This window comes from Polyangiaceae bacterium, assembly GCA_020633235.1.
Lineage (GTDB): Bacteria > Myxococcota_A > Polyangia > Polyangiales > Polyangiaceae > JACKEA01.
In genome coordinates this window covers 829,575-853,567 of the sequence record JACKEA010000001.1, presented here as the reverse complement: position 1 = coordinate 853,567, position 23,993 = coordinate 829,575, and the positions used below count along the sequence as shown (strand labels likewise).

General features: G+C 69.2%; 23 protein-coding genes and 1 riboswitch. Of the genes, 10 read left to right on the top strand and 13 right to left on the bottom strand.

The window, feature by feature from the left end; genetic code table 11:
* Window positions 1-11: 11 nt before the first annotated feature.
* From H6717_03740 to H6717_03730, 3 genes are all read left to right on the top strand, one after another.
* Window positions 12-1,898, top strand: a complete 1,887-nt coding sequence (locus H6717_03740; protein ID MCB9576131.1) for a hypothetical protein — start codon at window positions 12-14, stop codon at window positions 1,896-1,898.
* A 75-nt stretch (window positions 1,899-1,973) separates the two neighbouring features.
* Window positions 1,974-2,954, top strand: a complete 981-nt coding sequence (locus H6717_03735) for an NAD(P)H-quinone oxidoreductase (GenBank protein ID MCB9576130.1) — start codon at window positions 1,974-1,976, stop codon at window positions 2,952-2,954.
* 6 nt (window positions 2,955-2,960) lie between these two features.
* Window positions 2,961-4,862 carry a hypothetical protein gene (locus tag H6717_03730; GenBank protein MCB9576129.1) on the top strand — a complete coding sequence of 634 codons (1,902 nt, stop codon included), beginning with the start codon at window positions 2,961-2,963 and terminating at the stop codon, window positions 4,860-4,862.
* Here H6717_03730 and H6717_03725 read toward each other — a convergent pair.
* From H6717_03725 to H6717_03715, 3 genes are read right to left on the bottom strand one after another with little or no spacing between them, the layout of a single operon-like run.
* Window positions 4,851-5,624, bottom strand: a complete 774-nt coding sequence (locus H6717_03725; protein ID MCB9576128.1) for an ABC transporter permease — start codon at window positions 5,622-5,624, stop codon at window positions 4,851-4,853. The two genes, H6717_03730 and H6717_03725, sit on opposite strands and share 12 nt — an antisense overlap.
* Window positions 5,621-6,547 carry an ATP-binding cassette domain-containing protein gene (locus H6717_03720; GenBank protein MCB9576127.1) on the bottom strand — a complete coding sequence of 309 codons (927 nt, stop codon included), beginning with the start codon at window positions 6,545-6,547 and terminating at the stop codon, window positions 5,621-5,623. Before H6717_03720 ends, H6717_03725 begins: the two co-directional genes overlap by 4 nt.
* Window positions 6,544-7,068, bottom strand: coding sequence for a TIGR00725 family protein (locus H6717_03715; GenBank protein ID MCB9576126.1), 525 nt, complete (start codon window positions 7,066-7,068; stop codon window positions 6,544-6,546). The genes H6717_03720 and H6717_03715 overlap by 4 nt, the downstream gene beginning before the upstream one ends.
* Before the next feature lie 51 nt (window positions 7,069-7,119).
* Here H6717_03715 and H6717_03710 point away from each other — a divergent pair, with 51 nt between their 5' ends.
* Complete coding sequence (locus tag H6717_03710) at window positions 7,120-8,334, top strand: pectinesterase (GenBank protein ID MCB9576125.1); 1,215 nt, start codon at window positions 7,120-7,122, stop codon at window positions 8,332-8,334.
* Window positions 8,335-8,400: 66 nt separating this feature from the next.
* Here the strand turns inward: H6717_03710 and H6717_03705 are convergent, their stop codons facing one another.
* The 6 genes from H6717_03705 to H6717_03680 all read right to left on the bottom strand — a co-directional run bounded on the left by H6717_03705 (window position 8,401) and on the right by H6717_03680 (window position 13,295).
* Window positions 8,401-9,546, bottom strand: a complete 1,146-nt coding sequence (locus H6717_03705; GenBank protein ID MCB9576124.1) for a dienelactone hydrolase family protein — start codon at window positions 9,544-9,546, stop codon at window positions 8,401-8,403.
* The gene (locus H6717_03700) at window positions 9,546-9,965 is read right to left on the bottom strand and encodes a GNAT family N-acetyltransferase (protein ID MCB9576123.1); all 420 of its coding nucleotides are present in this window, start codon (window positions 9,963-9,965) and stop codon (window positions 9,546-9,548) included. The genes H6717_03705 and H6717_03700 overlap by 1 nt, the downstream gene beginning before the upstream one ends.
* A gap of 44 nt (window positions 9,966-10,009) precedes the next feature.
* Entirely contained in the window at window positions 10,010-10,363 is a 354-nt protein-coding gene (locus H6717_03695; protein ID MCB9576122.1) for a histidine triad nucleotide-binding protein, read from the bottom strand.
* 15 nt (window positions 10,364-10,378) lie between these two features.
* A complete protein-coding gene (locus H6717_03690; GenBank protein MCB9576121.1) occupies window positions 10,379-10,828 on the bottom strand; it encodes a D-tyrosyl-tRNA(Tyr) deacylase in 450 nt (149 codons plus the stop codon).
* Window positions 10,829-10,875: 47 nt separating this feature from the next.
* Window positions 10,876-11,709: a hypothetical protein gene (locus H6717_03685; GenBank protein MCB9576120.1), complete on the bottom strand. Its 834-nt coding sequence runs from the start codon at window positions 11,707-11,709 to the stop codon at window positions 10,876-10,878.
* Window positions 11,710-11,843: 134 nt separating this feature from the next.
* Window positions 11,844-13,295 (bottom strand): C39 family peptidase, encoded by a 1,452-nt coding sequence (locus H6717_03680; protein MCB9576119.1) that lies wholly within the window; start codon window positions 13,293-13,295, stop codon window positions 11,844-11,846.
* A 216-nt stretch (window positions 13,296-13,511) separates the two neighbouring features.
* A riboswitch (cobalamin riboswitch) is annotated at window positions 13,512-13,706 on the top strand.
* Between the two features lie 187 nt (window positions 13,707-13,893).
* On the opposite strand from H6717_03680, the gene H6717_03675 reads away from it, so the two are divergent.
* Window positions 13,894-14,472, top strand: coding sequence for a hypothetical protein (locus H6717_03675; GenBank protein ID MCB9576118.1), 579 nt, complete (start codon window positions 13,894-13,896; stop codon window positions 14,470-14,472).
* Complete coding sequence (locus H6717_03670; GenBank protein ID MCB9576117.1) at window positions 14,463-16,415, top strand: TonB-dependent receptor; 1,953 nt, start codon at window positions 14,463-14,465, stop codon at window positions 16,413-16,415. The genes H6717_03675 and H6717_03670 overlap by 10 nt, the downstream gene beginning before the upstream one ends.
* 8 nt (window positions 16,416-16,423) lie before the next feature.
* Here the strand turns inward: H6717_03670 and H6717_03665 are convergent, their stop codons facing one another.
* On the bottom strand, window positions 16,424-17,821 hold the full coding sequence (locus tag H6717_03665; protein MCB9576116.1) for an SLC13/DASS family transporter: 1,398 nt from the start codon (window positions 17,819-17,821) through the stop codon (window positions 16,424-16,426).
* Between the two features lie 118 nt (window positions 17,822-17,939).
* Here H6717_03665 and H6717_03660 point away from each other — a divergent pair, with 118 nt between their 5' ends.
* Window positions 17,940-18,680, top strand: a complete 741-nt coding sequence (locus H6717_03660; GenBank protein ID MCB9576115.1) for a penicillin-insensitive murein endopeptidase — start codon at window positions 17,940-17,942, stop codon at window positions 18,678-18,680.
* Window positions 18,681-18,713: 33 nt separating this feature from the next.
* Here H6717_03660 and arfB read toward each other — a convergent pair whose 3' ends face one another.
* Window positions 18,714-19,145 carry an aminoacyl-tRNA hydrolase gene (gene arfB, locus H6717_03655; GenBank protein MCB9576114.1) on the bottom strand — a complete coding sequence of 144 codons (432 nt, stop codon included), beginning with the start codon at window positions 19,143-19,145 and terminating at the stop codon, window positions 18,714-18,716.
* 2 nt (window positions 19,146-19,147) lie between these two features.
* Entirely contained in the window at window positions 19,148-20,095 is a 948-nt protein-coding gene (locus H6717_03650; protein MCB9576113.1) for an alcohol dehydrogenase catalytic domain-containing protein, read from the bottom strand.
* Between H6717_03650 and H6717_03645 the strand changes: the two genes are divergently transcribed.
* Genes H6717_03645 through H6717_03635 form a run of 3 tightly spaced genes read left to right on the top strand, consistent with a single transcriptional unit; the run spans window position 20,063 to window position 23,347 of the window.
* Complete coding sequence (locus tag H6717_03645; GenBank protein MCB9576112.1) at window positions 20,063-20,431, top strand: (2Fe-2S)-binding protein; 369 nt, start codon at window positions 20,063-20,065, stop codon at window positions 20,429-20,431. The genes H6717_03650 and H6717_03645 overlap by 33 nt on opposite strands.
* Before the next feature lie 10 nt (window positions 20,432-20,441).
* Complete coding sequence (locus H6717_03640; GenBank protein MCB9576111.1) at window positions 20,442-21,341, top strand: alpha/beta fold hydrolase; 900 nt, start codon at window positions 20,442-20,444, stop codon at window positions 21,339-21,341.
* Window positions 21,342-21,385: 44 nt separating this feature from the next.
* Complete coding sequence (locus tag H6717_03635; GenBank protein ID MCB9576110.1) at window positions 21,386-23,347, top strand: serine/threonine protein kinase; 1,962 nt, start codon at window positions 21,386-21,388, stop codon at window positions 23,345-23,347.
* Window positions 23,348-23,452: 105 nt separating this feature from the next.
* On the opposite strand, the gene H6717_03630 is transcribed toward H6717_03635, so the two are convergent.
* Complete coding sequence (locus H6717_03630; GenBank protein ID MCB9576109.1) at window positions 23,453-23,980, bottom strand: DUF420 domain-containing protein; 528 nt, start codon at window positions 23,978-23,980, stop codon at window positions 23,453-23,455.
* Window positions 23,981-23,993: the final 13 nt, after the last annotated feature.

The following is a 23,993-nucleotide window of genomic DNA, read 5'->3' as shown; positions in this document are numbered from 1 at the left end:
AGGGAGGGACGATGTCGACCCGGCGATTCTCATGGATCACGGCCGTTTCTGCGGCCGTCTTGGCCATCACCGTGCTGTCGGTCCACGCCCTCCGCTTCATGCCCCACTTCGCGGACGACTCGTTCATCTCCCTGCGCTACGCGCAGCACTTGATCGAAGGCCAGGGGTTGACCTGGAACCCCGGCGAGCGCGTCGAGGGCTACTCCAACTTGCTGTGGGTGTTGCTCATCGCCGGCTTCGGTGCTCTCTCGCCGGATCATCTGATCGTCATCGCGCGCTGGCTGGGATTCGCGTGCATGTCCTTGGCGCTGCTCGCCATCGTATGGGCAGCCGTACCCAAGAACCTCCGTCAGCTCTTGGCTCTGGGCTGGGGTCTCATGGCCCTCACCCTCAGCGGTCCGGTCGCGGCCTGGACCATCGGTGGGCTGGAGCAACCGCTGCTCACGGCGCTGGTGCTGTGGGCCGTGGTGCTCGCGCGCCCCTTGCTCCAAGCGACGGACCCGCGGCGCGTCGCCGTCGTGGGTCTACTCTTGGGCCTCGCGAGCCTGACGCGACCCGATGGCATCGTGTTCGGTGCCGCCACCTGTCTCGGTCTCCTGCTCGCGTCCACGCCACGCCGGCGTGGCCTGTGGGTGGCAATCCGTGTCGGCGCCATCGCCCTCGGCATGGCGCTCGCGCAGATGGCGTTTCGCAAGCTGTACTACGACGCCTGGGTTCCCAACACGTATTACGCCAAGGTGGCCTTCGGCAAAGAGCGGCTGTGGGCCGGCGTCGTCTGGCTGCACTACGGCCTCGGTTTCTCCCTCGGAGTAGTGCTCCCCGCGCTGCTCGGCGTCCCCGCCGCCATCTTCGACCGCGCTCGGCGCCCCCGCGTGCTGCTGGCGCTCTCGGTGCTCGGCAGCTGGATGCTCTACCTCGTGTTCATGGGCGGCGACGCGATCCCCTACCGCCGCCACTTCATCCCCCTGCTCTTTCTCGCAGTGCTGGTCGGCATCGACGGCGTGGCGTGGCTCGCCGAACGAGGTCGCCGCTGGGGCTTGGTCGCGGCGCTCCCGCTGTGCGTCGCCGCCTTGGTCCACGTGACATGGGTACAGAAGGGCGCCTGGGAACGCGAGCGCGCGCTCTACGACCAGTCTCACTGGGCCGGCAAGCCCATTGGTCTCATGTTCCGCCGCGCCTTCGCCGACGCCGATCCCCTTCTCGCCGTGGACGCCGCCGGGGCGCTGCCTTTCTTCTCGCGTCTCCGCACCGTGGACATGCTGGGACTGAACGACCGCTACCTCGCCCACCACCGACCCAAGACCTTCGGCCACGGCGTGATCGGCCACGAGCTCGGAAATGGCCGCTACTTGCTGGAGCGAAAGCCCGACATCGTGGTGTTCCACATGCCTGCCGGGCGCCTCTTGGCGCTGTGGCGCGGCGGCATCGAGATGCAGAAGTCCCCGGAGTTCTCCCGCGAGTATCGGCTGGTGCACTTCCTCGCCCACGACCCCTTCGAGCAGGGCAATCAGTCCTACGTTCGTGTGGACGGCCGCATTGGCATCCAGCGCTCGCAAGGACGCATCGAGATACCCGGGCTCTTGATGACGGGCCGCTCCGGGAGCTACGCCGAGCTCGACGACAGCGGCCGCATGGCGGCCATCGTTCGCAGCGACATCCCCGCCGACATCGACGACGTGAGCATCCCGCGGGGCCGCTGGCGCGTCACCGCGGAGTCCAGCGAGCCCTTGCTCGTGTCCGTGGGTGAGGCCGGCGCTCGAGTGTGGAGCGCCGAAGGCGTGGGCGGCGTCGAGCTCCGTCAGCTCACCTCGCGGGGCGGGGTACACCTGGGCGCTCGCACGATGAGCGATCGCCCGGCACACCTCTACCGCCTGGTGTTGACGCCCGAGCGCCCCTGAATTTTCTTGTTGGTCCGCCGCGGCCACACCGCTCGGCGGTTGCGGCACGGCTCCGGCGGGAGTAGCCGAGTCGCCATGAAGGCAATCGTCGTTCGCGAGCCGGGGGGCCCTGAACAGCTCGAGCTCGCCGAGGTGCCGGACCCGGTACCCGCCGCCGGTGAGCTGCTGCTGGACGTGCACGCCACCGCCCTCAATCGCGCGGACTTGCTCCAACGGCGCGGCTTGTACCCGCCGCCGCCGGGCGCCACGGACATCTTGGGCCTGGAGTGCTCCGGCGTGGTGCGGGCGCTCGGCCCCGACGCGACGGGACCAGCGGTCGGCACACGGGTGATGGCGCTCTTGCCCGGCGGCGGCTACGCGGAGCGCGTCACCATTCCCGAAGGCATGGCGATCCCGATCCCGGAGAGCATGAGCTTCGAGGACGCCGCCGCCATTCCCGAGGCGTTTCTGACTTCCTACGAAGCGCTGGTGCGCACCGCGCATACGCAGCCCGGAGAGACCGTGTTGGTCCACGCCGCCGCCGGCGGCGTGGGCTCCGCAGCGGTTCAGCTGGCGAAGAAGCTCGGCGCCAAGGTGGTGGCCACCGCCGGCAGCGCGGACAAGCTCGCTCGAGTGAAGGAGCTCGGGGCCGACGTGCTGGTCAACTACAAGGAGCAGGATTTCGTCGCCGAAGTGAAGACCGCGACCGACGGCAAGGGCGCTGACGTGGTGCTCGACTTCGTGGGCGGTTCCTACTGGGACAAGCACGCGGACTGCCTCGCGGTGGGCGGGCGCGTGGTGGTCATCGGCCTGCTCGGCGGTGCGAGCGCCAAGGTGAACCTCGCGCAGCTCCTGATGCGTCGCTATCAGATCCTCGGCTTGGTGATGCGCTCCCGGCCGGTGGCGGACAAGGTCGCCATCACTCGGGCCTTCAGCCGCGAAAACCTCGACGCCTTGGCCAAGGGGCGGCTCCGGCCGGTGGTGGATCGCGCGCTGCCTCTGGCGGAAGCCCGCGCGGCCCACGAACAGATGGAAGACAACGCGAACGTCGGCAAGATCGTGCTCCGCGTGCGCTGAGCTCGGATGATCCGTCACCTTCGCGAGAACTGGCGGCTGTGGCTGGCGGCGGCGCTGGTGATCACCATCGCCTCCGTCGTGCTGGTGCTGCACGCGCGGAGCTTTCTGCCCTTCTTCGTGGACGACGCCTTCATCAGCCTGCGCTACTCCGCGCGGCTCCTGGCCGGCAAGGGGCTCACCTGGAGCGACGGCGACAAGGTCGAGGGCTACACCAACTTCCTGTGGGTCGTGCTGGTGGCCTTCGGCGGGCTGTTCCAGAAGAACGCCCTCATCAACGTAGCGCGCACGGTGGGGATCCTCTGCAGCATCGGCACGCTGGCGACCGTGGTGCTGGCGGAGCGACCCAAGCGCTATCGCGCTCTGCTCCCGGGTCTCTACGCCGCCCTGGCGCTGGCGACGGCGGGCACCTTCGCAGCCTGGAGCATCGGCGGCCTCGAGCAGTCGCTGTTGTGCTTCTTGGTCGCTGCCGGCGTAGTGCTCAGCTACCCTCTGGTGGAGCGGGACGAGGCGCGCTTCTCGAGGATGTGGCCGGCGGGGCTGTGCTTCGGCCTGGCCGCCCTCACCCGCCCCGACGGCATCCTGTTCGCGGCGTCCGTTTGCGGCACCTGGGTGTTGCTCGGCGGATTCCGTCCCGCGGCGTGGCTCCGCGCCCTGAAGCTCGCGGTGCTGCCCCTCGGCCTGGTGGCGGCCCACGTCGCGTTTCGCCAGGCGTACTACCACGAGTGGGTTCCCAACACGTTCCACGCCAAGGTCGCCTTCGCCTGGAGCCGCGTGGATCTCGGCTGGCACTACTTGAAGGACCGCGCCGATCCGCTGCTCCCGCTGCTCTTGCCGCTGCTCTTGACGCTCGTGGCCGCCGTCGCGGATCGCCGCAGGCGTCGCCGCGCGCTGATCGCCTTCGTGCCCCTCGTGGTGTGGACCAGCTACGTGATCGCGATCGGCGGCGACATCATGCCGGAGCGTCGTCACGTGGCCGTGATGATCGTCCTGACCGCGCTGCTCTCCGTGGAAGGCCTCGGCTGGCTCACGGAGCGGGGTCGCTTTGGAGCTCCTGTCGCCTTCGTGGTCGGCAACTGCGTGCTGGGTCTGTCCATCCAGGCGCAGCAGGACGACCCGGAGCGCGCCCGCGCGCTGGCGGACGCTTGGCACTGGCCCGGCCGCCCCATCGGCATGTTCTTGCATCGTGCCTTCGCGGACAAGGACCCGCTGTTGGCGGTGGATGCCGCGGGCGCCCTGCCCTACTTCGCCAAACTGCGCACGCTGGACATGCTGGGGCTGAACGATCCCTGGCTGCCTCGGCACCTGCCCCCAGGCTTCGGCAAGGGGCCCCTGGCCCACGAGCTCGGCAACGGTCAGTATTTCCTGCGTCGAAAGCCCGACATCATCGTGTTCCATCTGCCCACCGGGATGGATCGCGCGCTGTGGCGCGGCGGCCGGGAAATGCAGGCGGACCGCTCTTTCGGAAAGCTGTACCAGCTGGTCGCCTTCGAGACGCCGCCGGACGACGTGCAGACGCTGCACGCCTGGATTCGGCGGGAGGACGGTCCCCTCGGCATCCAGCGCGGATCGGACCGCATCATCATTCCCGGGTACCTCTTGAGCTGGGATCCGCGGACGCGCGCGCGAATGGACGCCGACGGCTGGGTGGGCGCGGACCTCGACGCCCTGACCCCAGCGGTGATTCGCGACGTGGAGCTCGCCGCCGGAAGCTATCGCATCGCGGTCGAGGGTCGCGGCTCGATAACGGTCGCCGTGTTGGACGAGCGCACGCGGAACATCGTGGGCCGCGCCGTGGGCAGCGCGGACTTCTCGGTGCCCGAGCACACGCGCGTGGTCATCACGACGACGATGGCCTGGGGCAGTACGGCGCGCGTGCGCCAGCTCGTGCTCACGCCCTCAAACCCGTAGCCGGCGGCGCATCAGTGCGCTGCACGCGAAGCTGCCCGCCACCAGGAAGCCGACCACCACTGCCAGGTGCCCCAGCATGGCCCACGACGGCGTGCCGCGGATCAGCGCCCGCGATACGTACACCACGTGCGTGAGGGGCATCACCGCCGCGAGGTGTTGCGCCCATCCCGGCGCACGGTCCAAGGGGAAGAAGATGCCCGAGAACAGGAACATCGGAGCGATGGCCAACGTGAAGTAGTAGTTGAAGGACTCGTAGCTCTTCGACACGCTGGTCACGCACATGGCCGTGGCCGTGAACAAAAGCCCGGTGAGGAACGCCAGCGGCAGCGCGCCGAGGGCCCACAAGGACGGCACCAGACCGAACAGGGAAATGATGGTGAGCACCGCCACCGCGCCGAAAGTCGCCTTGATGCCGCCCCACAAGATCTCGCCGGCCACGAGCTCGCCCACCGTGATGGGCGTGGCCAGCATGGCCTCGAAGGTGCCCTGGGTCACGAGCCGCGTGTAGCTCCCGAAGGTGCCTTCGAAGGTTGCCGTGTACATCACCGTGGAGACCACCAGCCCAGGAGCCAAGAACTCCGCATAGCTCATGCCGTCGATCGACTTCACCACGCTGCCGAGCCCGAAGCCCAGCGCCACCAGGTACAGGAGCGGCTCGCCGAAGTTGCCGAGGGCGCTCGGCGCTGCGTAGTGGCGCCAGACGATGATGTTGCGCATGGCGACGTTCCACACGCCACGAAAGAAGCCGGGCGGCACGCTCATTCCGACAGCTCCCGGCCGGTGAGCCTCAAGAACACGTCTTCCAGCGTCGCGTTGCGCATCAGGTAGGGCACATCGCTCTCGCGAGCCCGCGCCACGATCTGCTCCGCGAGGGCGCTGGCTCGCTCGAAGAACAGCACACGGACGTCCCCCGCGCGCTCGCCCGCCTGGTCGTCCAGCGCCAGATCGCCGAACACCTCGCGTTCCCGCTCCAGGGAAAGGCGGAGCTCGAGCACCTCGTGGCCCACGTGCTGGTCGATCAACGCCCGGGGCGCGCCCTCGTCCAAGATGCGCCCTTCGTCCATCACGACCAGTCGGTCGCACAGGCGCTCCGCCTCGTCCATGTAGTGGGTGGTGAGCAGCATGGTCACCCCGCGGTCCGACAGCTCCCGAAGCTTCTGCCACACCAGGTGCCGCGCCTGCGGATCCAGGCCGGTCGTGGGCTCGTCCAGGATCAACAGCTCGGGCTCGTTGATCAGAGCCCGCGCGATCGCCAGGCGGCGCTTCATGCCACCGGAAAGCTCCGCGATGCGACGGTCGCGCTTCTCCGAGAGCGCCACGAAGGTAAGCAGCTCCTCGCTGCGCGCCTGGGTCGTGGTCTTGGGCTGCGGAAAATAGCGCCCGTATACGTGCAGGTTCTCGATCACCGTCAGATCCGGATCCAAGTTGTCGGTCTGCGGACACACGCCGATGGCGGCGCGCACGCGCTTGCCGTCGGACACCGGGTCCATGCCCAACACGGAAAGCCGCCCTGCCGTGGGCGCCGCCACTGCTTGCACCATGCGCATGGTGGTGGTCTTGCCCGCGCCGTTGGGCCCCAGGAAGCCGAAGCACTCACCGCGCTTCACGGAGAAGTCCACGCCGCGCACTGCTCGCATCTCGCCGTAGCTCTTCTCGAGGCCCACGGCCTCCACCACGGCGCTCATGACAGCGCTCGCTGCACGGCGGCCACCGCCGCCTCCGGCGTATCCGCCGCAACGATGGCGGCTCTCGCCCGTTCGTCGATGCGCTCGCCGGCGAGACGCGCGCTCCATCCGCCCACGGTGAGCGCGACGATGGGCTTGTCGAGCTGCCACGCCATCGCGATCTCGGTCAGCGTTCCCGCGCCGCCCGCCACGGCCACGACCGCATCCGCCATGCTCACCACCAGCACGTTGCGGGCGTAGCCGAGCCCGGTGGGGACGACCACGTCCACCCAGGCGTTGGCGTCCTTCCCCTCGCGTCCCGGCAAGAGCCCGATCACGTCCCCTTCGCGATAGCGCGCCGCGGCATGCGCCCCGCGGCTGGCGGCTTCCATCACGCCCCCGAGGCCTCCGCTCACGACGCGATAGCCCGCCTCGACCAGGCCCTTTCCCAGTGCTTCCGCGGCGCGAGCCACCTCGGCGGGCGCCACGTTGTTGCCAATCACCGCCACCACTTTGCGCCGCCCGCTGTGCACGAGGCGCATCATTCCCTCGCCGACGCTGCGGTTTCAAGCGAGCTGTCGTACACTTTTCAAATGCGCTCGCTAGCCCTCGTGTTCGTCGCCCTCGCCTCCATCGCTTCCTTCGCCGCCTGCGGCAGTGACGACTCCGGCGGGAGCCCGGGCGGTAGCGGCGGCAGCGGCGGTACGGCGGGTGCCGGCGGCAGCGCGGGTCAGGGGGACATCCCCGCTCCGGGGGAGCTGAAGGTGATCGAGCCCGGCGCGCCCACCGTCTGCTCTCGCGGCACACCCTTCCGCTACTTCGTGATGGGCGGCGACCCGAAGAAGGTCGTGATCGACTTCGAAGGCGGCGGCGCTTGCTGGAACTCCGTCACCTGCTCGATCAAGGACTCCATCTTCCAAGCCGAAGCGCCATCGGCGGCGGAGATCCAGACCATGGTCGACAACAAGTCCCTGGGCGGCATGTACCGCCTCGACAAGAGCGAGAACCCGCTCAATGGCTGGACGCTGGTGCACATCCCCTACTGCACCGGGGACATCCACTGGGGCGACGCCGAGAAGCAGTATTCGCCGGAGCTCACCATTCAGCACAAGGGCTTCGTCAACGCGCAGACGGTGCTCCAGTGGGTGTACGAGCACTACGACCCGGAGCAAATCCTGGTCACTGGTTGCAGCGCCGGGGCCTACGGCGCCATCGGCCACTCCGCCTGGATCGCTCAGCACTACTCGAACGCCAAGATCAGCGTGCTGGCGGATTCCGGCGCCGGCATCGTGACCGACAACTTCTTCAAGGACAGCTTCCCGAACTGGAATGCCCAGCTGCCCACCTTCGTGGCCGGCCTGAAGGGCAAGGACATCCAGACGCTGACCATCGTGGATCTCTACACCGCCATCGCCAACGAGTTCCCCAACATGCGGGTGGCTCAGTACGACACGGCCTTCGACAAGGACCAGACCTTCTACTACTCCGCCATGGGCGGCAACGAGGCCGACTGGTCACCGAAGATGATGCAGTCCCTCACGGACATCAGCGCGGCAGCGGGGAACTTCCGCTACTACATGGCGCCGGGCCCCGTGCACTGCGTCACCCCGTATGATCTCTTCTACGAACGCGAGACCGGCGGCGTGAAGCTCACCAGCTGGCTGGGAGAGCTGGTCGACGGCGCCGACGCGCCGGCCACCGCCAAGTGCGAAGGCGCCGCCTGCAAGGACGACGCGTTCTGTAATGCGTGCCTCGCGAACACCAGCACCGATCCGGCGTGCAAGTGGTGCGAAGGGTGGACGCCCTGAGGCGTTTCCGCGGCGGACCGACAAAAGCAGACTCGAAGCTGGGTCCTTGCCGCAATACCTCGCGGGTCACTCGCGGACTTCGACGCTGACGCCGTCTTGTGGCTTCGCCAAGTAGCTCAGAGCCTGCGGATCGCCGAAGAGCTCCGCGCTGAAGAACGCCGCGGCAGTGCTCGACGCGATCTGCAGGCCGCTCTTCACCGGTAGGTACTGGAACGTTTCTCCCGGCACGGTCTGGCGCGTGCCTTCGCCGCAGCCCGGAGAAAAGCCGTCCGTCAGCCCGCACACGTCGGAGAAGGACCAGTGTCCGGCGTCGTCCACCTCGAGCTTCCACACCGGAGGGTTGGCGTCGGCGAAGTTGTCGCGGATGAGGTTGTTGCCGATCTCGGTGATGCTGTTGTCTTCCTTGGCCACCAGGAACAAGAGCGGCTTTTGCACGTTCGCCAAGGTCACGCCGGGCAACAGCGGGTTTTGCACGGGGGCCGCGATGGACATGCCGGCCACCGGCCGCGGGTCGTCCTCCAGCACCAGGCCGGTGGTCACGCCCCCGAAGCTATGGCCCAAGACGCCCACGCGCGAGGTGTCGAAGCGACCCCGCAGCGCATCCGGGATGTTGGCATCCGTGCCGGCGAGCAGCACGTCGAGGACGAAGCGCACGTCGAGGGCGCGGGTCTGCAAGAACTCCTTGCTCAGCGGAACCGCGGTCCCGTTGAGCTCGTCGAACAGCGTGTTGTCGGTGTGATCCGGCGCCGCCACGGCGATGCCATGGCTCGCCAGGCGCTGCGCGATGGACAGGCCCGAGAAGCGCAGGCAATCGTGACAATGCGAGAACACGACCAGCGGGAAGGTATCGAGGTCCGCGGGCTCTGGGTCTCGCGCGGAGGCGGTGCGCCGCGTAGGGCACTCCGCCGGCGCGGCGGCCAAGAGCCCGGCGTAGGCGTCGCGATCCGCCCCCTCCGGCACCAACTGCTCGATGGGCTCGCCGCTCTTTGCGTCCGCCCGCGCGGCTTCCACCGCGGGGTACCAGACCTCGACGCGCAACGTGCGGGCGCGCGCCGTGTCCACCAGCTCGAAGATGCTGGTGCCCACGGGATAGGAGCCGTCGTGCTCCCAGCGCGGCGGGCTCGGCGCCGGCCGCTCGCTGTCGTCGCCGCCGCCACAGCCGCCGAGCGCGACGGAGCACAGGGCGAGCACCCACAGGCCGCGTCGCACCATCACTCGTCGAAGGAGAAGCTGATGGCCTTGTCCTTCTCGAAGCCGAGGCTGTTGTAGAAGTTCAAGACGCCGGTGTCCGCCTTGACGATGGGCTTCACCTTCACCGTGTGACGACCGCCCACGGACTCCCGCAGCTTGCTCACGAGCTGTTTGGCGACGCCCTTGTGGCGGAAGTCGGGATGCACGGTCAGCTCCTGGATGAACAGCACCAGGCCCGTCTCACGCTCGAAGGAGTAGCCAAGGGTTGCGCCCACCAATCGCCCGCCGTCCTCCGCCACGAAGCAGGCCGTGGGCTCGAAACGGTAGAACTTCTCGATGTAAGCGCGAGCCTTGTCGACCTGCCACTCGACCTCGTAGGCGTCGAGGTGTAGCTGCGCCACCGCTCCGACGTCGTCGTCCTTCATGCGACGGATTTCCATGAGGGCTTTTTTAGATCAGCGGGCGGAAATCCACCAGACGGGCGTCATCCCGGCGGAAACGGCGGCCAACCCAAGGGCTTTCCGCCCACCACGTGCAGGTGAACGTGGAACACCGACTGTCCGGCGCCCGCCTTGCAGTTCATCACCGTGCGATAGCCCTGCTCCGACAGGCCCTCCGCCGCCGCCACCTGGGAGGCCACGCGGAACAGGTGCCCCATCAGCGCTTCGTCGCCTTCGGCCACGTCGTCGATCGTGGCGATGTGCTTCTTGGGCACCACCAGCACGTGGGTGGGTGCCGTGGGGTTGATGTCCCGGAAAGCCACCGCCTGGTCGTCCTGGAACACGATCTTGGCCGGGATCTCCTGGCTCACGATCTTGCAGAACAGACAATCGCTCATCGCCTTACCTCGTCGTCAAAAGGTCTTCTTGCTGTCCATCAGTATCGTCACGGGGCCCACGTTCTCGAGCGCCACGCGCATGTGAGCCCGAAAACGCCCAGTGGCCACGATGACCCCCAGCTCTCGGCAGCGGTCGCAAAACGCTTCGAACAGCTCGTTCGCGCGCCCGGGCTCCATGGCATCCCCGAAGCTCGGCCGCTTGCCCTTGCGCACGTCACCGTAGAGCGTGAACTGCGAAATGGCGAGCACCGCGGCGCCGTGGTCCGCCACGCTCTCGTTCATCTTGCCTTCGGCATCCTCGAAGATGCGCAGGCCCACCACCTTCTCCGCCAGCGTGCGCGCGTCCGCGTCCACGTCGTCTTTGCCGACGCCCACCAGCACGCACAAGCCCTGCTCGATGCGGCCCACGACTTCGTCGTCTACCGTGACCTGTGCGTGTGCGACCCGCTGCACCACCGCTCGCATGGCAGCGGGTATAGCACTCGCCTTTGCGCCGGCGGTCGTAGCCGTCGCTATTTCGCGACGGGCGCGAAGATCGCCGAAGCGACGCCGGGGCGCAGACGCTGCCAGCGAGCGTAGGCCGCCACGGCCCGCGCGCGGATCTGCTGCTGCGGGAGGCCGTCGCCGATGCCCGTGAGCACCGCCTCGAGCACGTAGCCCTCGGGCGCCATCAGCGCCCGGGTCATCACCAGGGGGCGGGAGCCGCTGTGTTCCAGGGCCGAGGAGAAGTAGTTCTTGGAGTAGCAGGCCAGCACGAAGGACGGCACCGGATCCGGCGTCGCCGGCGCGCCGGGCAACGCCAACCCGTCCATCAGACGGTTGTGCCCCACGTAGCCCGCGACCTGCACCGCCACGCTGCGACGCTTGCCACCGTCCTCGAAGCTCACGGTCGCTTTCTGCGTGGCCTTGGACCAGAACCCGCTCACTGCGCGATCGATGGACGCGCCGTGCACCGCGTCGAGCACCACCAGCTGCTCCACCCGCCGGGCCACGCCCCAGGCCTTGCCCGGGACCCAGCGCCGGTACACCGCCCGCTCGAGCACCACGTCGTCCACCTTCTCGAGGGACACCCGCGTGAAGGGACTTCGTTTGCGCTCCAAGAAGCGTCGCGCTCCGAAGATCGCGCCCCAGTACAGATTGTGCGCCAAGTCCCCCGGCCGCCCCGCGACACCGCTGCCGCAATCCACCTGATCGTTGGAGCACAGCGCCACCGTCACGTGCACCACGAGCGGCTTGCCCGCCGCCACGTCCCGCCGGAGGTCTCCGCCATTCCAACTTTCATCCGCCGTCGCGCTCCGTCCCCAGAGCAGCCACGCCACCGCGAAAAACCAGCAGATCCAGCGCATCACGAAGTCCTCATCGCCCAGGGCCCCAGGAGTGTGACCCGCCGGTCGTTCCTTTTGTTGGCTCGGCGCGATGCCCGTCGCGCCTCGGACGGCGCGGGCGACGAGAGGTTACCGCGGCGCCCCGACATCATCTGTCAGGGGAAGGACAGGCCCAGGACGTAACGCTCGAAACGGCGCTGGAAGGCCGGCATGTCCCGCTCCCCGAGGAGCGCGACGAGGGTGTCGTAGCCGCTCGGGTCCTTCTTCTGGTTGCGATGAAAGCGCCGGTAGTACTCGCGCAAGAGCCCGCGTTCCTGCAAGTAGTAGAGCAGATAGCGCGCTTCGGCGTAGTGCACGCCGGAGTCGTCGGCGTAGAACTGGTCGTCCGTCGTGTGAGTGAGCGTTTCGATGCTGGGTATCTCGCCTCGACGAATGGCGCGCTGGAGGCCCGCGAGGCGCCAGTTCGTCAAACCCACGATGTGACCGTCGCGCTCGGCGGACTGCTCGAACAGCGAGCCCAGGCCTTCGTTGAACCAAGCGGGGCAGGCGGGGAAGTTCGCCTCCATGTACGGGTGCACGATCTCGTGCACCAGGGTGCCGCCGCCGGTGGCGATGTTCATCACCAAGGCGCCGTAGCGCGCGGAGTAGTAGCCGTAGGGCGTGGAGGGGGGCCCGCCGAACAGGCGGCGGTTCTGTGCTTCGTAGCTGGCCTTGCTGGACAGTAGCCACACGTCCAAGATGCGCTTGGGGCGCTGGTCGAAGAAATCTTGCTCGAGCTTTCGCACCGTCCAGCGCACGGTGCCCGCGGCGCGCTGGCGAACGGCGTCCGGGGGGCCGTCCCCGACCACGACGAAGGGCGGCTCTACCAACACGGTGTAGCCCCGGGGAACGCGCGCCCTTTGCGTCATCACGTGCTGGGCGAAATCCGCGGGTCCAAAGCCCGCGCGCGGCGGCGGGCGCTCGGCCTTGCCGTCGAGGCGCAGGCGAATCACGGTCCAGCGGCTGCGATCGTAGTGCAGCGGCCAGAGCTTCAAGAACTCTGCGCGGCTCATGCGCCGGTAGCCGCCGGTCTCGGCTGCCGGCTCTTCGTACAGCACGGCGTCGTCCTTTTCGTCGTAGCCGAGGATCAGGCGGAAGTGCTCGGTGGTGTTCGGGCGGTCGTCGTAGTGCATGCACACGATGGACGGCACGTTGCGCTTCAAGTCCGCGTGTAGCTCGCCGAACAGCGCGTCGAGGGCGGCGGGATCGTTCGCGGCCACCTGGTGCCACACGGGCCCCGGCGCATAGCCCAAGCGCGCGAGGGCCGCGCGAAGCTCCCGAGTGGTGACACCCATGCCGCGCGCCGGGTCCATGCCGGAAGCGTCGAAGACGTCGTCCTGGCTGAGGGGCACCCCCGTGGCCTGGGCCCAGCTGGCCACCGCCGCCTCGCCGCAGAAGTCGGGCTTTTGCGCCACGTGCGGCACGCCGGTGATCACCACGCTCTCGAGGGCGGGCTTGGGCGTGGCCGTCGAGGTCGGCGCGGGCTCGGGCTCGCTACCGGCTTGTTTCGTCGGGCTGGGGCAGGCGGACAGTCCCAGGCACAAGAGGGCGAGGAGGGCTCGGCGCATCGTCATGTGAGACCATCGCGCCAGGGTCCGCCTTTGTGACGACGTGCGATGTGGCCGGCGCCCACATGGCGGGAGGGTGGCTGCTCAACGGCCGATGCTTGTTGAACCAGGGGGCGTCGAGCTCGGGATCTCCCACCAGCCAGGGGTCTTGATACCTGTGTTCCATGGCCGGTGAGTGACGCTCGGGGCGGCTCGCGTTCATCTGAATGCCGTGGTATCGAGGCGCATCGTTCGAGTCCCCTCACGGGGTGGCGGAGCAGCACGCTCCGTCAGCGGGAAGCCGGTGAGAGTCCGGCACGGAGCCGCCGCTGTGACCCGAAACGGGTCCGGTCACGAAGCCACTGGCGAACGCTGGGAAGGCGACCGGATCCTCGGGAAGTCAGAAGACCTGCTCGACGATCTCGCGGAAAGCGTCGCCATGAGGGCGGCGTGAGGCCGCGGGTGGTCCCAACGCGGGCGCGCGCCTCGCCCGGAGGGAGTCGAGACAGTGAGCCATCCCATCGTGCGAGCCATCGGGCTCGTCATCGTCCTTGCGTCGCTGGTCGGTTGTGGTGCGGAGGATCCCGCGGACGAGAGCGGCGGCAGCTTGGGGCAGCCCATCACCTGCAACGGTGCCGGAGCGCGCTTCGCGACCGGCACCATCGCCCACAGCTTCGGCCCGGGGCAGAGCGTGGGGCAGAACCTGTTCCCGAAGCCCATCCTCGGCCCCCCGAAGGGTGCCGGCTGCTGCGAAGGCTCGCTGGACGTCGTCTCCCTGGGCAACGGCGGCAGCGTGACGGTGGAGTTCGCTCACAACGCCATCGTCGATGGGCCGGGGCCGGATTTCATCGTGTTCGAGAACGCGTTCTACGTGAACGGAGACGAAAGCGTGGTGTTCGCCGAGCTCGCCACCGTGGCCGTGAGCGAGGACGGCAGCAGCTGGACGGAGTTTCCCTGCACCGCCACGGAAGCGCCCTACGGCAGCTGCGCGGGCCAAGCGCCGGTGTACGCCGGGCCCGACGCGCCGGAGATCGATCCGCTGGATCCCACCGCAGCGGGTGGCGACGCCTTCGACCTTGCCGACGTCGGCGTGGAGCGTGCGCGCTACGTGCGCATCACGGACCGCGAAGATCAGGTCGGCCAGAACGGCGTGTTCGATCTGGACGCCGTGGGCATCGTCAATCCCCTGTGTCCCTGACGCGTGCCCTGGCGCTCGTGGTGGCGCTCGCGCCGCGGGCCGCGCTCGCGGAAGAGGTCGTGGTGCACGGCAAGCGCCCGCAGCCCTCGGCTTCGCGGCGCGACGCCACGGTGGCATCCACGGTGATCCCGAAGGCGCGCCTCGAGCGGCCGGGGACCGACTCGGCAGCGGTGCTTTCGGAGGTGGCCGGCGTGCAGGTCGCGCGCACCGGCTCCAGCTCGGATCTGAGCACCGCGAGCTTGCGGGGCGCCACCAGCGCAGAGACGCCGGTGTACCTGGCCGGCATTCGCATCAACGACGACCTGACGGGCACCGCGGATCTGTCGACGGTACCGCTGTGGATGCTGGATCGCGTGGAGGTGTTCCGCGGCGCGGCGCCGGTGGACGCCGATCGCGCGGGCATTGGCGGCGCCGTCTTCTTCGAGCCGCGCCTGCCGCGGAAGACGCGGGTCGGCGCCGGCGCCGGCGTCGGCAGCTTTGGCGAGCGCTCGGCGTGGCTCGGCGGGGGGGTGGTGGCGCCGGGGGCTCGCGCCGCCGTCGCGCTGCGGAGCTTCGGGGCGCGAAACGACTACGAGTACCTGGACGACGGTGGCACCGCCGCGGTGTCGAGCGACGACCGCGAGGTGCGCCGCCCCAACGCGGACTTCTCCGCCTACGACGCCTGGGCCCTGGGCCGCACGGAGCTCGGCCCCGGCGCCCGCGTGACGACCGTGCTCAACGCCTTCGATCGCGAGCAAGGGGTGACGGGCCTCGGCGTGATCCCCGCGCAGCACGCCCGGGCGCGGGTACGGCGAGTGCTCGCAGGCGTCTCCACGCGCGTCCCGTGCAGCACCCAGCCGGGAGAGCCCTGTGTGCTGTCGCTGTCCACCACGGCAATCGTCGCCTCCCACGCGGTGCGGGACCCCGCCCGCGAGCTCGCCATCGGCGCGCCGGAGGTGGTGAGCCGCGGCGAGCGCGTGAGCCAAGACGTCGCCCTCACCCAGCAACTGTCGCCCGTCGTGGCGCTCCGCGTCGGCGTGGGACAGGAGCTCGAGCGCTTGCGTATCGTCGAGCGCCGCTCACTCTCTGCGCGACGCAACGTGTCGCGGGCAGCGACCACCCTGTCGGTCGCGCCCGTCCGCTCGCTGCGGCTCACCGCAACGGGCGCCCTCGCCTGTCACGGCACTCGGGGACCGGACCAGAGCGATAGCTGCGGCGTGCTCACCCCCACCGGTCGCGCCGGAGCTCGCGTCGAGCTGCTCCGCGGCCTCGCGCTCTTGGGAAACGTGGGGCACGGCGAGCGGGTGCCCACCCTGGGGGAGCTGTTCGGCGTGTCGGCGGTGGTGCTCGGCAATCCGGCGCTCTCGCCCGAGCGGGGGGAGTTCGCCGACGTGGGCGTGCGCGCCGAGCTCCGCCCGGGCGAAACCAGCCTGCTCTTCGCCGACGCCTTCGGCTTCGTCCGCGTCGCTCGCGAGCTCATCGCCTATCGCCGCTCGGGTCTGGGCGTGGTGCGCCCGTACAACGTGGGGCGCGCGCGCTTCGTCGGCTTGGAGCTCACGGCCGGCGCGGATCTCTTCTCCCACCTGCGGCTGTCGAGCGCCCTCACCGCGCTCGATCCACGTGACACCACCCCGGGTCGCTCCACGCCCCGCGACTTGGTGCCGTATCAATCGCGGCTGGTGGTGGCGTCGCGCGCCGAGCTGTACACCGCGCTCGGCTTCGTCGACCGCCTCGCGCTGGGCGCCACCAGCCGCTACCGCTCGTCGCGCGTGGCGGATCCCGCGGGGCTCATCATCATCGCCGAGCAACACGTGCTGGACGCCGACGTGACGGCACGCTTCTGGCAAGAGCGCATCGGGGTCGCCCTCGCCGTGAACAACGCCTTCGATGCACGGCACTTCGACGCCGTCGGCTTGCCGCTCCCGGGGCGGAGCCTGCACGCGTCCGGAGAGCTCTGGTGGTGAATCGCGAGTCAGCGCAACATCACGACGCACACCACGGTGATCGCCACGGCGCCCATCAAGTTGATGGCGAAGCCGTGGCGCGCCATCTGACGCGTCGTCACGCGCTCCGTCCCGAACACGATGGCGTTGGGCGCCGTCGCCACCGGCAGCATGAAGGCGCAGCTGGCACTGAGCGCCGCGGGGATCATCAGCTGCTTGGGATCCATGCGGGCGCCCAGCGCCGCCGCTGACAGCACGGGCATGAGCAGCGTGGCCGTCGCGGTGTTGCTGGTCACCTCCGTGAGAAAGGTGACCGCGAGACACACGCCCAGCACGGTGATGGGCAGCGGAAGCCCCGCGAGCCCCGACAGCGTGTTCCCCAACGCCTTCGACAACCCGGATTCCTCGAAGGCGCGGGCGATGGCGATGCCCCCGGCGAACAGCAACAAGAGGCCCCAGGGGATCTTCTTCGCCGTGGGCCAATCCAAGAGCGCGCCCCCTTCACCGTCCGGCACCAGGAACAACAGCAGCGCGGCGCCCAGAGCCACGGTGCTGTCGCTGGCGCCGGGCGTGGACAAGAGCCCGCTCCAACCACCGAAGGGCTCGGTGCGCGTGATCCAGGCCAAGGCCGTGAGGGCGAACACCACCAGCACCCGCCGCTCGGCGCTGCGCCAAGGCCCCACCCGCGGCAGCACCAGCTCCGACTTCGCGTGCAGCTTGCGGGTCACGACCCACCAGGCGATCGGCATCAGCACGAAGGTGGCGGGTACGCCGATGCGCATCCAGTCCAAGAACGAAACGTCTTGGTGGGTCGTCTCCCGGTACACACCCATGAAGATCACGTTGGGGGGCGTACCAATGGGGGTGCCCAGCCCGCCGATGCTCGCGGCGTAGGCGATGCCCAAGAGCAGCGGCGCCCCGAGCCCCTCGCTCTCGTCGCCTTCGATCAACGCCATCGCTACCGGCAGCATCATCAGCGTCGCCGCCGTGTTGCTGATCCACATGCTGGCCAGCGTGGTGGCCAGCATGAATCCGAGCACCAGGCGTTTGTGGCTGTGACCGCCGACGAGACGCACCATGCCCAGAGCCAGGCGCCGATGCGCTCCGCTCTTCTCCAAAGCGGTGCTCACCAAGAAGCCGCCGAGCAAGAGCAGGATCAACGTGTGGCCGTAGGCCGTCGCCACCTTCTTGTGATCCAGGACGCCGAGCAGGGGGAAGGCCACGAACGGGATCAGGGAGGTCGCAGGGATCGGGATCGGCTCCAGCACCCACCACACCGCACACCACGCCGTGACGACGGCGGTCCAACACGCCGGCGCCGGGAGACCCGCGGAGTGACAGGCCACGCCGGCGACCGCCGCGGCGGCAGGCCCGCCGGCGAAGGCCGCGAGGCGCAGGGTGGTCGCAGGCGCTGAAGCAGCGGCCATGGCCCCGGATGCTACACTTTCGGCCGCATTTCGGGCGATCCGGCACGGATCTTGTGGCGACTTTTTTCGGCCGAGGACTTGCTGAACCCCGACTTCGCTTGCTAGCGCTGGGGCCGTCGTGTCTCGCTCCCTCGTCGTATTCCTCGCGCTCGGGGCGCTCCTCGTCGCGTCGCTGCCCGCCCAGGCCGGGCCCGAACGGGAGCTCCCCAAGCGATTCCAGCGCTCTCCCTTCACCCTGATGAGCCTGTCCGTGGGCTACCCGAACCACGGCTGGCAGGTGCGGGCGAAGAAGCTCCGCAAGCGGCAGTACCTGCACCTGAAGGAAGGCTCGCACCCCTACGGACACCCGGCGCTGGTGCTGATGCTCTACCGCAGCGCCAAGGAAGTCGCGCGCGGCGCGCACGGCTCGGTGATGCTGGTGGGAGATCTCTCGGACAAGGACGGCGGGCCGCTGGCCGGCCACCGCTCCCATCAGAGCGGCCGCGACGCGGACGTCGCCTTCTACGCCGTGGACAAGAACGGCAAGCCCGTCACCCTCGATCACTTCGTGCACTTCGACGCCAACGGCAAGGCGACGGACGGTAGCGGCATGGAGTTCGACGAGCGGCGCAACTGGCTCTTGGTGCAGTCCTGGGTGCGCGACAAGCGCGCCGGCCTGTCGCACATCTTCGTGTACATGCCGCTGCGGGCGCGCCTGCTGCGCTACGCCGCCAAGCACCACCGCTACAAGAAGTACGTGACGGAAGCGGCCAAGCTCCTCAAGCAGCCCGAGGACTCGAGCCCCCACGACGATCATTTCCACGTGCGCATCTCGTGCCCCAAGCGGCAGGACGAGATCTGTCACGCCGAATCCCGCTGATTGACGAGGTCTTGTCGGGGCGCCGCGGTAACGTCAATCGTCGCGGCGCACGGGGCGGCGCGCACGTTTCTTTTCCGAGTCCTTGCGCTTGGTATCCAGGCGACGCGCCTTGGCGGCGCGGCTCGGCCGCGTGGGGCGTCGCTTCTTCGGCACCACCAGCGCGGCGCGCACCATCTCGGCGAGCTTTTCCCGCGCGTCCTCCAAGTTCCGCGATTGGCTGCGCGTCACCTGGCTCGTGATCACGATGCGACCCTCGGCGTCCAGGCGCGAGGCGGCGGCCCGGCGCAGGCGTGCGGCAACGGACGGCGTGAGTGCCGCGCTGTTCGGCAGGTCGAACACCAGCTCCACCTTGGTGGCGACCTTGTTCACGTTCTGCCCGCCGGGCCCGCTGGCACGCACCGCGGTCCAGCTCAGGTCCGCCTCGGGGATCACGAGCCCGGGCGCCACGGTGAGGTCGTCGGCCACCGTCAGACTCCTTCCACCAGCACCTTGAGAGTGCCCCGCCGGCCGGCGTGGGCCAGCGCTTCGTCCGCGCGCGAAAGCGGGTAGCGCGCGACGATCAGCGGCGTGGGATCGATGCGCCCTTCCGCCAGCGCCGCGATGGCGCGGCGGAGATCGCCGCAGCGCGAGCCCACGACGCGGAGCTCGTTCACGACGATGGGCGCCGCGTCAAAGGGCACCGCGTCGGCCACCGTGGTCTTCAAAATCAAGGTTCCGCGCGGCACCAACATCCTGGTGGCAAGAGACAGACCCCCGGGGCTTCCGGTCGCCTCCACCACCACCTGGGCTCGGCGAGCTCCGAGCTCCGCCTCGAGCAGCGTCGTCACGCCTGCGCGAGCGGCGATGGCGAGCTTGTCTCGGTGGTGCCCCACGAGAGTGGTCGCCACCCCGGCGCCGGCGAGCGCCAGGGCGATGAGCAGTCCGAGCTTGCCGTCACCCAGCACCGTGACCGGCGCGCCGGCTTCGACCTCGTCGAGCACGTGCAGCGCCGCCGCCAGGGGCTCGGCGAACACCGCGTGGTCGTCCGGCACGGAATCCGGCACCGGCACCAGACAGCGCGACGGCATCACCAGCTCTTCGGCGAAGGCGCCATCTCGCCCCAGGATCCCGAGCACCGTGCGGCGCTCGCAGTGGTGACCGTCGCGCTCGCGGCAGTCGTCACACTCGCCGCAGGCCGCATTGATGTCCGTCACCATGCGGCGTCCCAGGAGCGCCGGGTCGTCGGCTTCCACAACGCTACCCACGAGCTCGTGGCCGAGCACGCCGGAAAAACCCATGTAGCCCCGTGCGAGCTGCAGATCCGTGTCGCACACGCCCGCCAGCCGAAGCCGCAGACGCACCTCTCCCGGAGGACGCTCCGGGCGGGGCTGATCCCGCGTCAGATGCGGACCGCCGTCGTTCGACAGGGCAAGCATGGCGCGGCAGGGTATCATCCCGGCCGAAAAGTGCCCGTCATCGTATTCGTCGCCAACACGCTGGGTCGTGAGAAGCAGGTGGACCTGCCGGACGGAGGGGATCTGGTGGACGCCGCCGACGAAGTGCTCGCGCCGATCCCGTTCTCCTGTCGCTCCGCGAGCTGCGCCACCTGCCAGGTGGAGGTGCTCGAAGGCGCGGAGCTGCTCGAGCCTCCAGGCGATGCCGAGCGCGAGCTGCTCGAGCTGCTCGATGGTCCGCCGCAAAATCGCCTCGCGTGCCAGGCCCGGGTGCGCCCCGGAGCGGGCGTCATTCGCCTCAAACCCGTGGGCTTGTAGAGTCCCCACCATGCAACGCCTCAGCGCGCCGTCACTGCCACCTTGGCTCGAGCGCATGCTGCCCTTCGAGCGCTACCGAGTTCGCGTCGCGGGCATGGCGCTGCACGTGATGGAGGTCGGCAGCGGCCGCCCCGTACTGCTCCTACACGGCAACCCCACCTGGGGGTTTCTGTATCGCAGGGTGGCCGCGGCCCTCGCCGACGAGCCGCTCCGGCTGATCATGCCGGACCTGGTCGGCCTCGGCTTCTCCGACAAGCCCCGTCGCGCCGACGCGCACCAGCTCGACGCCCATGGCGCCTGGCTGCGCGACCTGATCGACGCGCTGGACCTGGGCGACGTCATCTTCGTGGGTCAGGACTGGGGCGGTCCCATCGGGTTGCGCGCCTTCGCGGATCGACGCGAGCGCCTCGCGGGCCTCGTGATCTTGAACACCGTGGTGGGCCCTCCGCGTCCGGGATTCCGACCGACGGCGTTTCATCGCTTCGCCCGCGCGCCCGTCGCCAGCGACTTGGCGTTTCGCGTCCTCGGTTTTCCGCAGATCGCACTGTGGGCCGCCCAGGGGGATCGCTCGAGCATCGGTGGAGAGATCGCCAAAGCGTACCGCTATCCCCTCCGACACCTGCGAGATCGCGTGGCGCCCCTGGCGCTGGCACGCATGGTCCCGAACGGTCCCGAGCACCCTTCCATCCCCGCGCTGTCCCGCTGTCAGAACTTGGTGGAGACCTTCGACGGACCAACGGCCATCGTGTGGGGCGACCGCGATCCGGTGCTCGGACGCGTTCGACGCCACGTCCAACGCCTGCTGCCCGACGCTCGCGTTACGGTCACCAACGCCGGCCACTTCCTGCAGGAAGAAGTGCCTGGAGAGATCGCCGCCGCGATCCGCGACGTCGCCCGGCGGCTCGGCTGAATTTCACTACATTGTGGCGCTGGCCGACGCGGTATGCTGGAGCCATGCAGCCCAGCGCCGGCAGCAGCCCCGGTCTCCCCTTCGTGGGCACGGAGCTTCCTTCCGAGGTGCACGGCGGCGTGCGCTATCAGATTGAACGCGTGCTGGGGCAAGGCGGAACCGCCGTCGCCTATTTCGCGACCCGCCAAGCGCCGGACGGACAGTCGCCGGTGGTGGTCAAGGTCATCCTGCCGCGACTCGTGATGGAGAGCGGGGATCACGCGCAGACCATCGTCAAGAAGGAAGCGGTGGCCCTCGGCCGCCTCAACGAGCGGGTGCCGCCAACGCCCTTCGTGGTGCGGCTGATGGACACCGGCAGCGTGAGCTTCGCCTACTTCGGGCGCAGCCTGCAGCTGCCGTGGATCGCCCTCGAGTACGTCAACGGCGGCGTGGAGGGCACCACGCTGGAAGATCGCGTCGGCCACTCCGTGAGCGCCACACGCTATGCCTTCGACCCCACGCGCGCGCGCCACCTGCTCGACAGCTTGTCGCGAGGGCTCACGGAAATTCACGCCGTGGGCGTGGTGCATCGCGATCTCACCCCGGGCAACGTCCTGTGCTGCGGCTCCGGGGACAGCGAGATGTTCAAGATCAGCGACTTCGGCATCGCCCGGCCCATGGGGCTGGCCGCCACCTTCGGCGACGCCATCGTCGGCACGCCGGGTTACATCGCACCCGAGCAGATCGGCGGCAACGCTCCCGTCGGGCCGCAGAGTGACGTGTTCTCCCTCGCCGGCATCGTGTACTTCGTGCTCACCGGCCAGCGCTACTTCGAGGTCAGCACGCCGACCCAGGCCTTGGTCGCCGCGGGCACGCCGGAGCGCCGCTCACTGCTCGACGCCGCCACTCTGTGCCCGGAGCTCCGCTCGCGGGAAGCCGCTTGTCAGGCCATCGATCTGGCGCTCGCGCGGGCCACCGCACCGGATCCCGCCCAGCGCCCCCGCAGCGCCAAGCTGTTCGCCGAAAGCCTGCTGCCCTGGATCGAGGACGAGTCGCGCTCCAGCAAGCCGAGCCGCCGCTGGATCACCAGCATGGAGCTGTTCGCCAGCGGCGATCCGTCCGTGAAGTCGGCCTGGACCATGCGCCACCCACCGGGCGACGATCGGCTGCTCACCAGCGTGGCCTGGAACGCCAGCGGGCACTGCCTGGCGGCCAGCACCCGTGGCCTGGTGTATTGGGACGGCGTGCGCTGGGCGCCGGCGTCCACTACCGGCCTCACGGATCCATCCCAGATCCGCTTCGTGCGCCGCCTGAGCGCGACGCGTTGGCTGGTGGGCGGCGATCGCGGGTTGCTCGGCGAGTACGGCGACGACAGCCTGGACTCGAGCCTGAGTCAGCACGAGTCCGTGCGCTTCACCGACGCCCACGGGGATCCGAAGGACATGTGTGTGGTGGTCGGCGAGCAGGCGGAGGGCCCTCCCCTGCTCCACGGCATCGTCGCCAAGCGTTGGCTTCGACCCACCGTGGTGGAAGACGCCGCCAGCATCTCCGACATCGCGCGCATCGACGACGAACGCTGGCTGGTGGTCGGCCGCGCCGTGCAGGGCAAGGCCTACGCGGCCATCTACCGACCCTTGCAGTGGACCCTCGAGCCGCTGGAGGTCCCCGAGGGGCGCGCGCTCTTGGCCGCGACCAGCCGCCCGGAGCGGCGCATCGCCATCGCCGTGGGCACCAAGGGCGCGCTCTTGCGAGTGGAGCGAGATCGCGTGGAAGTGCAGAACCTGGAGGGCGATCCCGATCTCGCCTCCGTGGCCATCGACGTCCTTGGCAACGAGTGGGCCGCCGGCGCCGGTTCCGTGTGGGGTTGCCGTTCGCGGCGCCCGTGGAAGCGACTGTGGGAAAACTCCACCTGGCAAGCACCGTTCATCAGCCTCTTGGCAGAGACGGGCATGGTGGTGGCCGTCACGGTGGATGGCGGAGTGCTCGAGTCCCGGGCCACCGTGTTCGACCCGACGCGGCCGGCGTGACTCGACGGGCATCGCGCCGGACCAACACCCAAACGAAAATCAGGAGCTGGATCCGTCTGCCTTTGTTGGTGCGGCGCGATCCCCGTCGCGCTGCGCCGGCACGGCTCAGGAATACAGCATGAAGTACAAGATCACGCCGCTCACGGAAACATAGAGCCAGAGCGGCAGCGTGATCTTCGCGATCTTCTTGTGCGCGGGGAAGCGCCCGGTCCACCCGCGGTAGATGGTGAACAGCGCCAGCGGCACGACCACGCCGGCCAGGATCACGTGGGGAATGAGCATCGCGAAGTACAGCGTGCGAATGGCGCCCACGCCTTGGTACTTCACCGAGCCGACCTGGGCGTGGTGCAGCAGGTACGTCACCAAGAACGCCGACGAGAGCCCGAAGGCCACGAGCATGCAGGCCCGGTGCGCGCGCATCTGCCGCTTCTTGATGAACACGAAGCCCAGCACCAGGAACACGCCGGCACTGCCGTTGAGCAGGGCGTTGATGGTGGGCAGCACGCCGGGGGAGTGCGGGGCGGTGCGGCCCGGGAACGCGTACAGCACGACGGCGACGGCGACGAACACGAAGACCGAGAGCGCGTGGACGACGCGCCGGGTGGCCGCGGACTCGGGAGCGGTGGCTTCCATGGCGCGAGCTTCT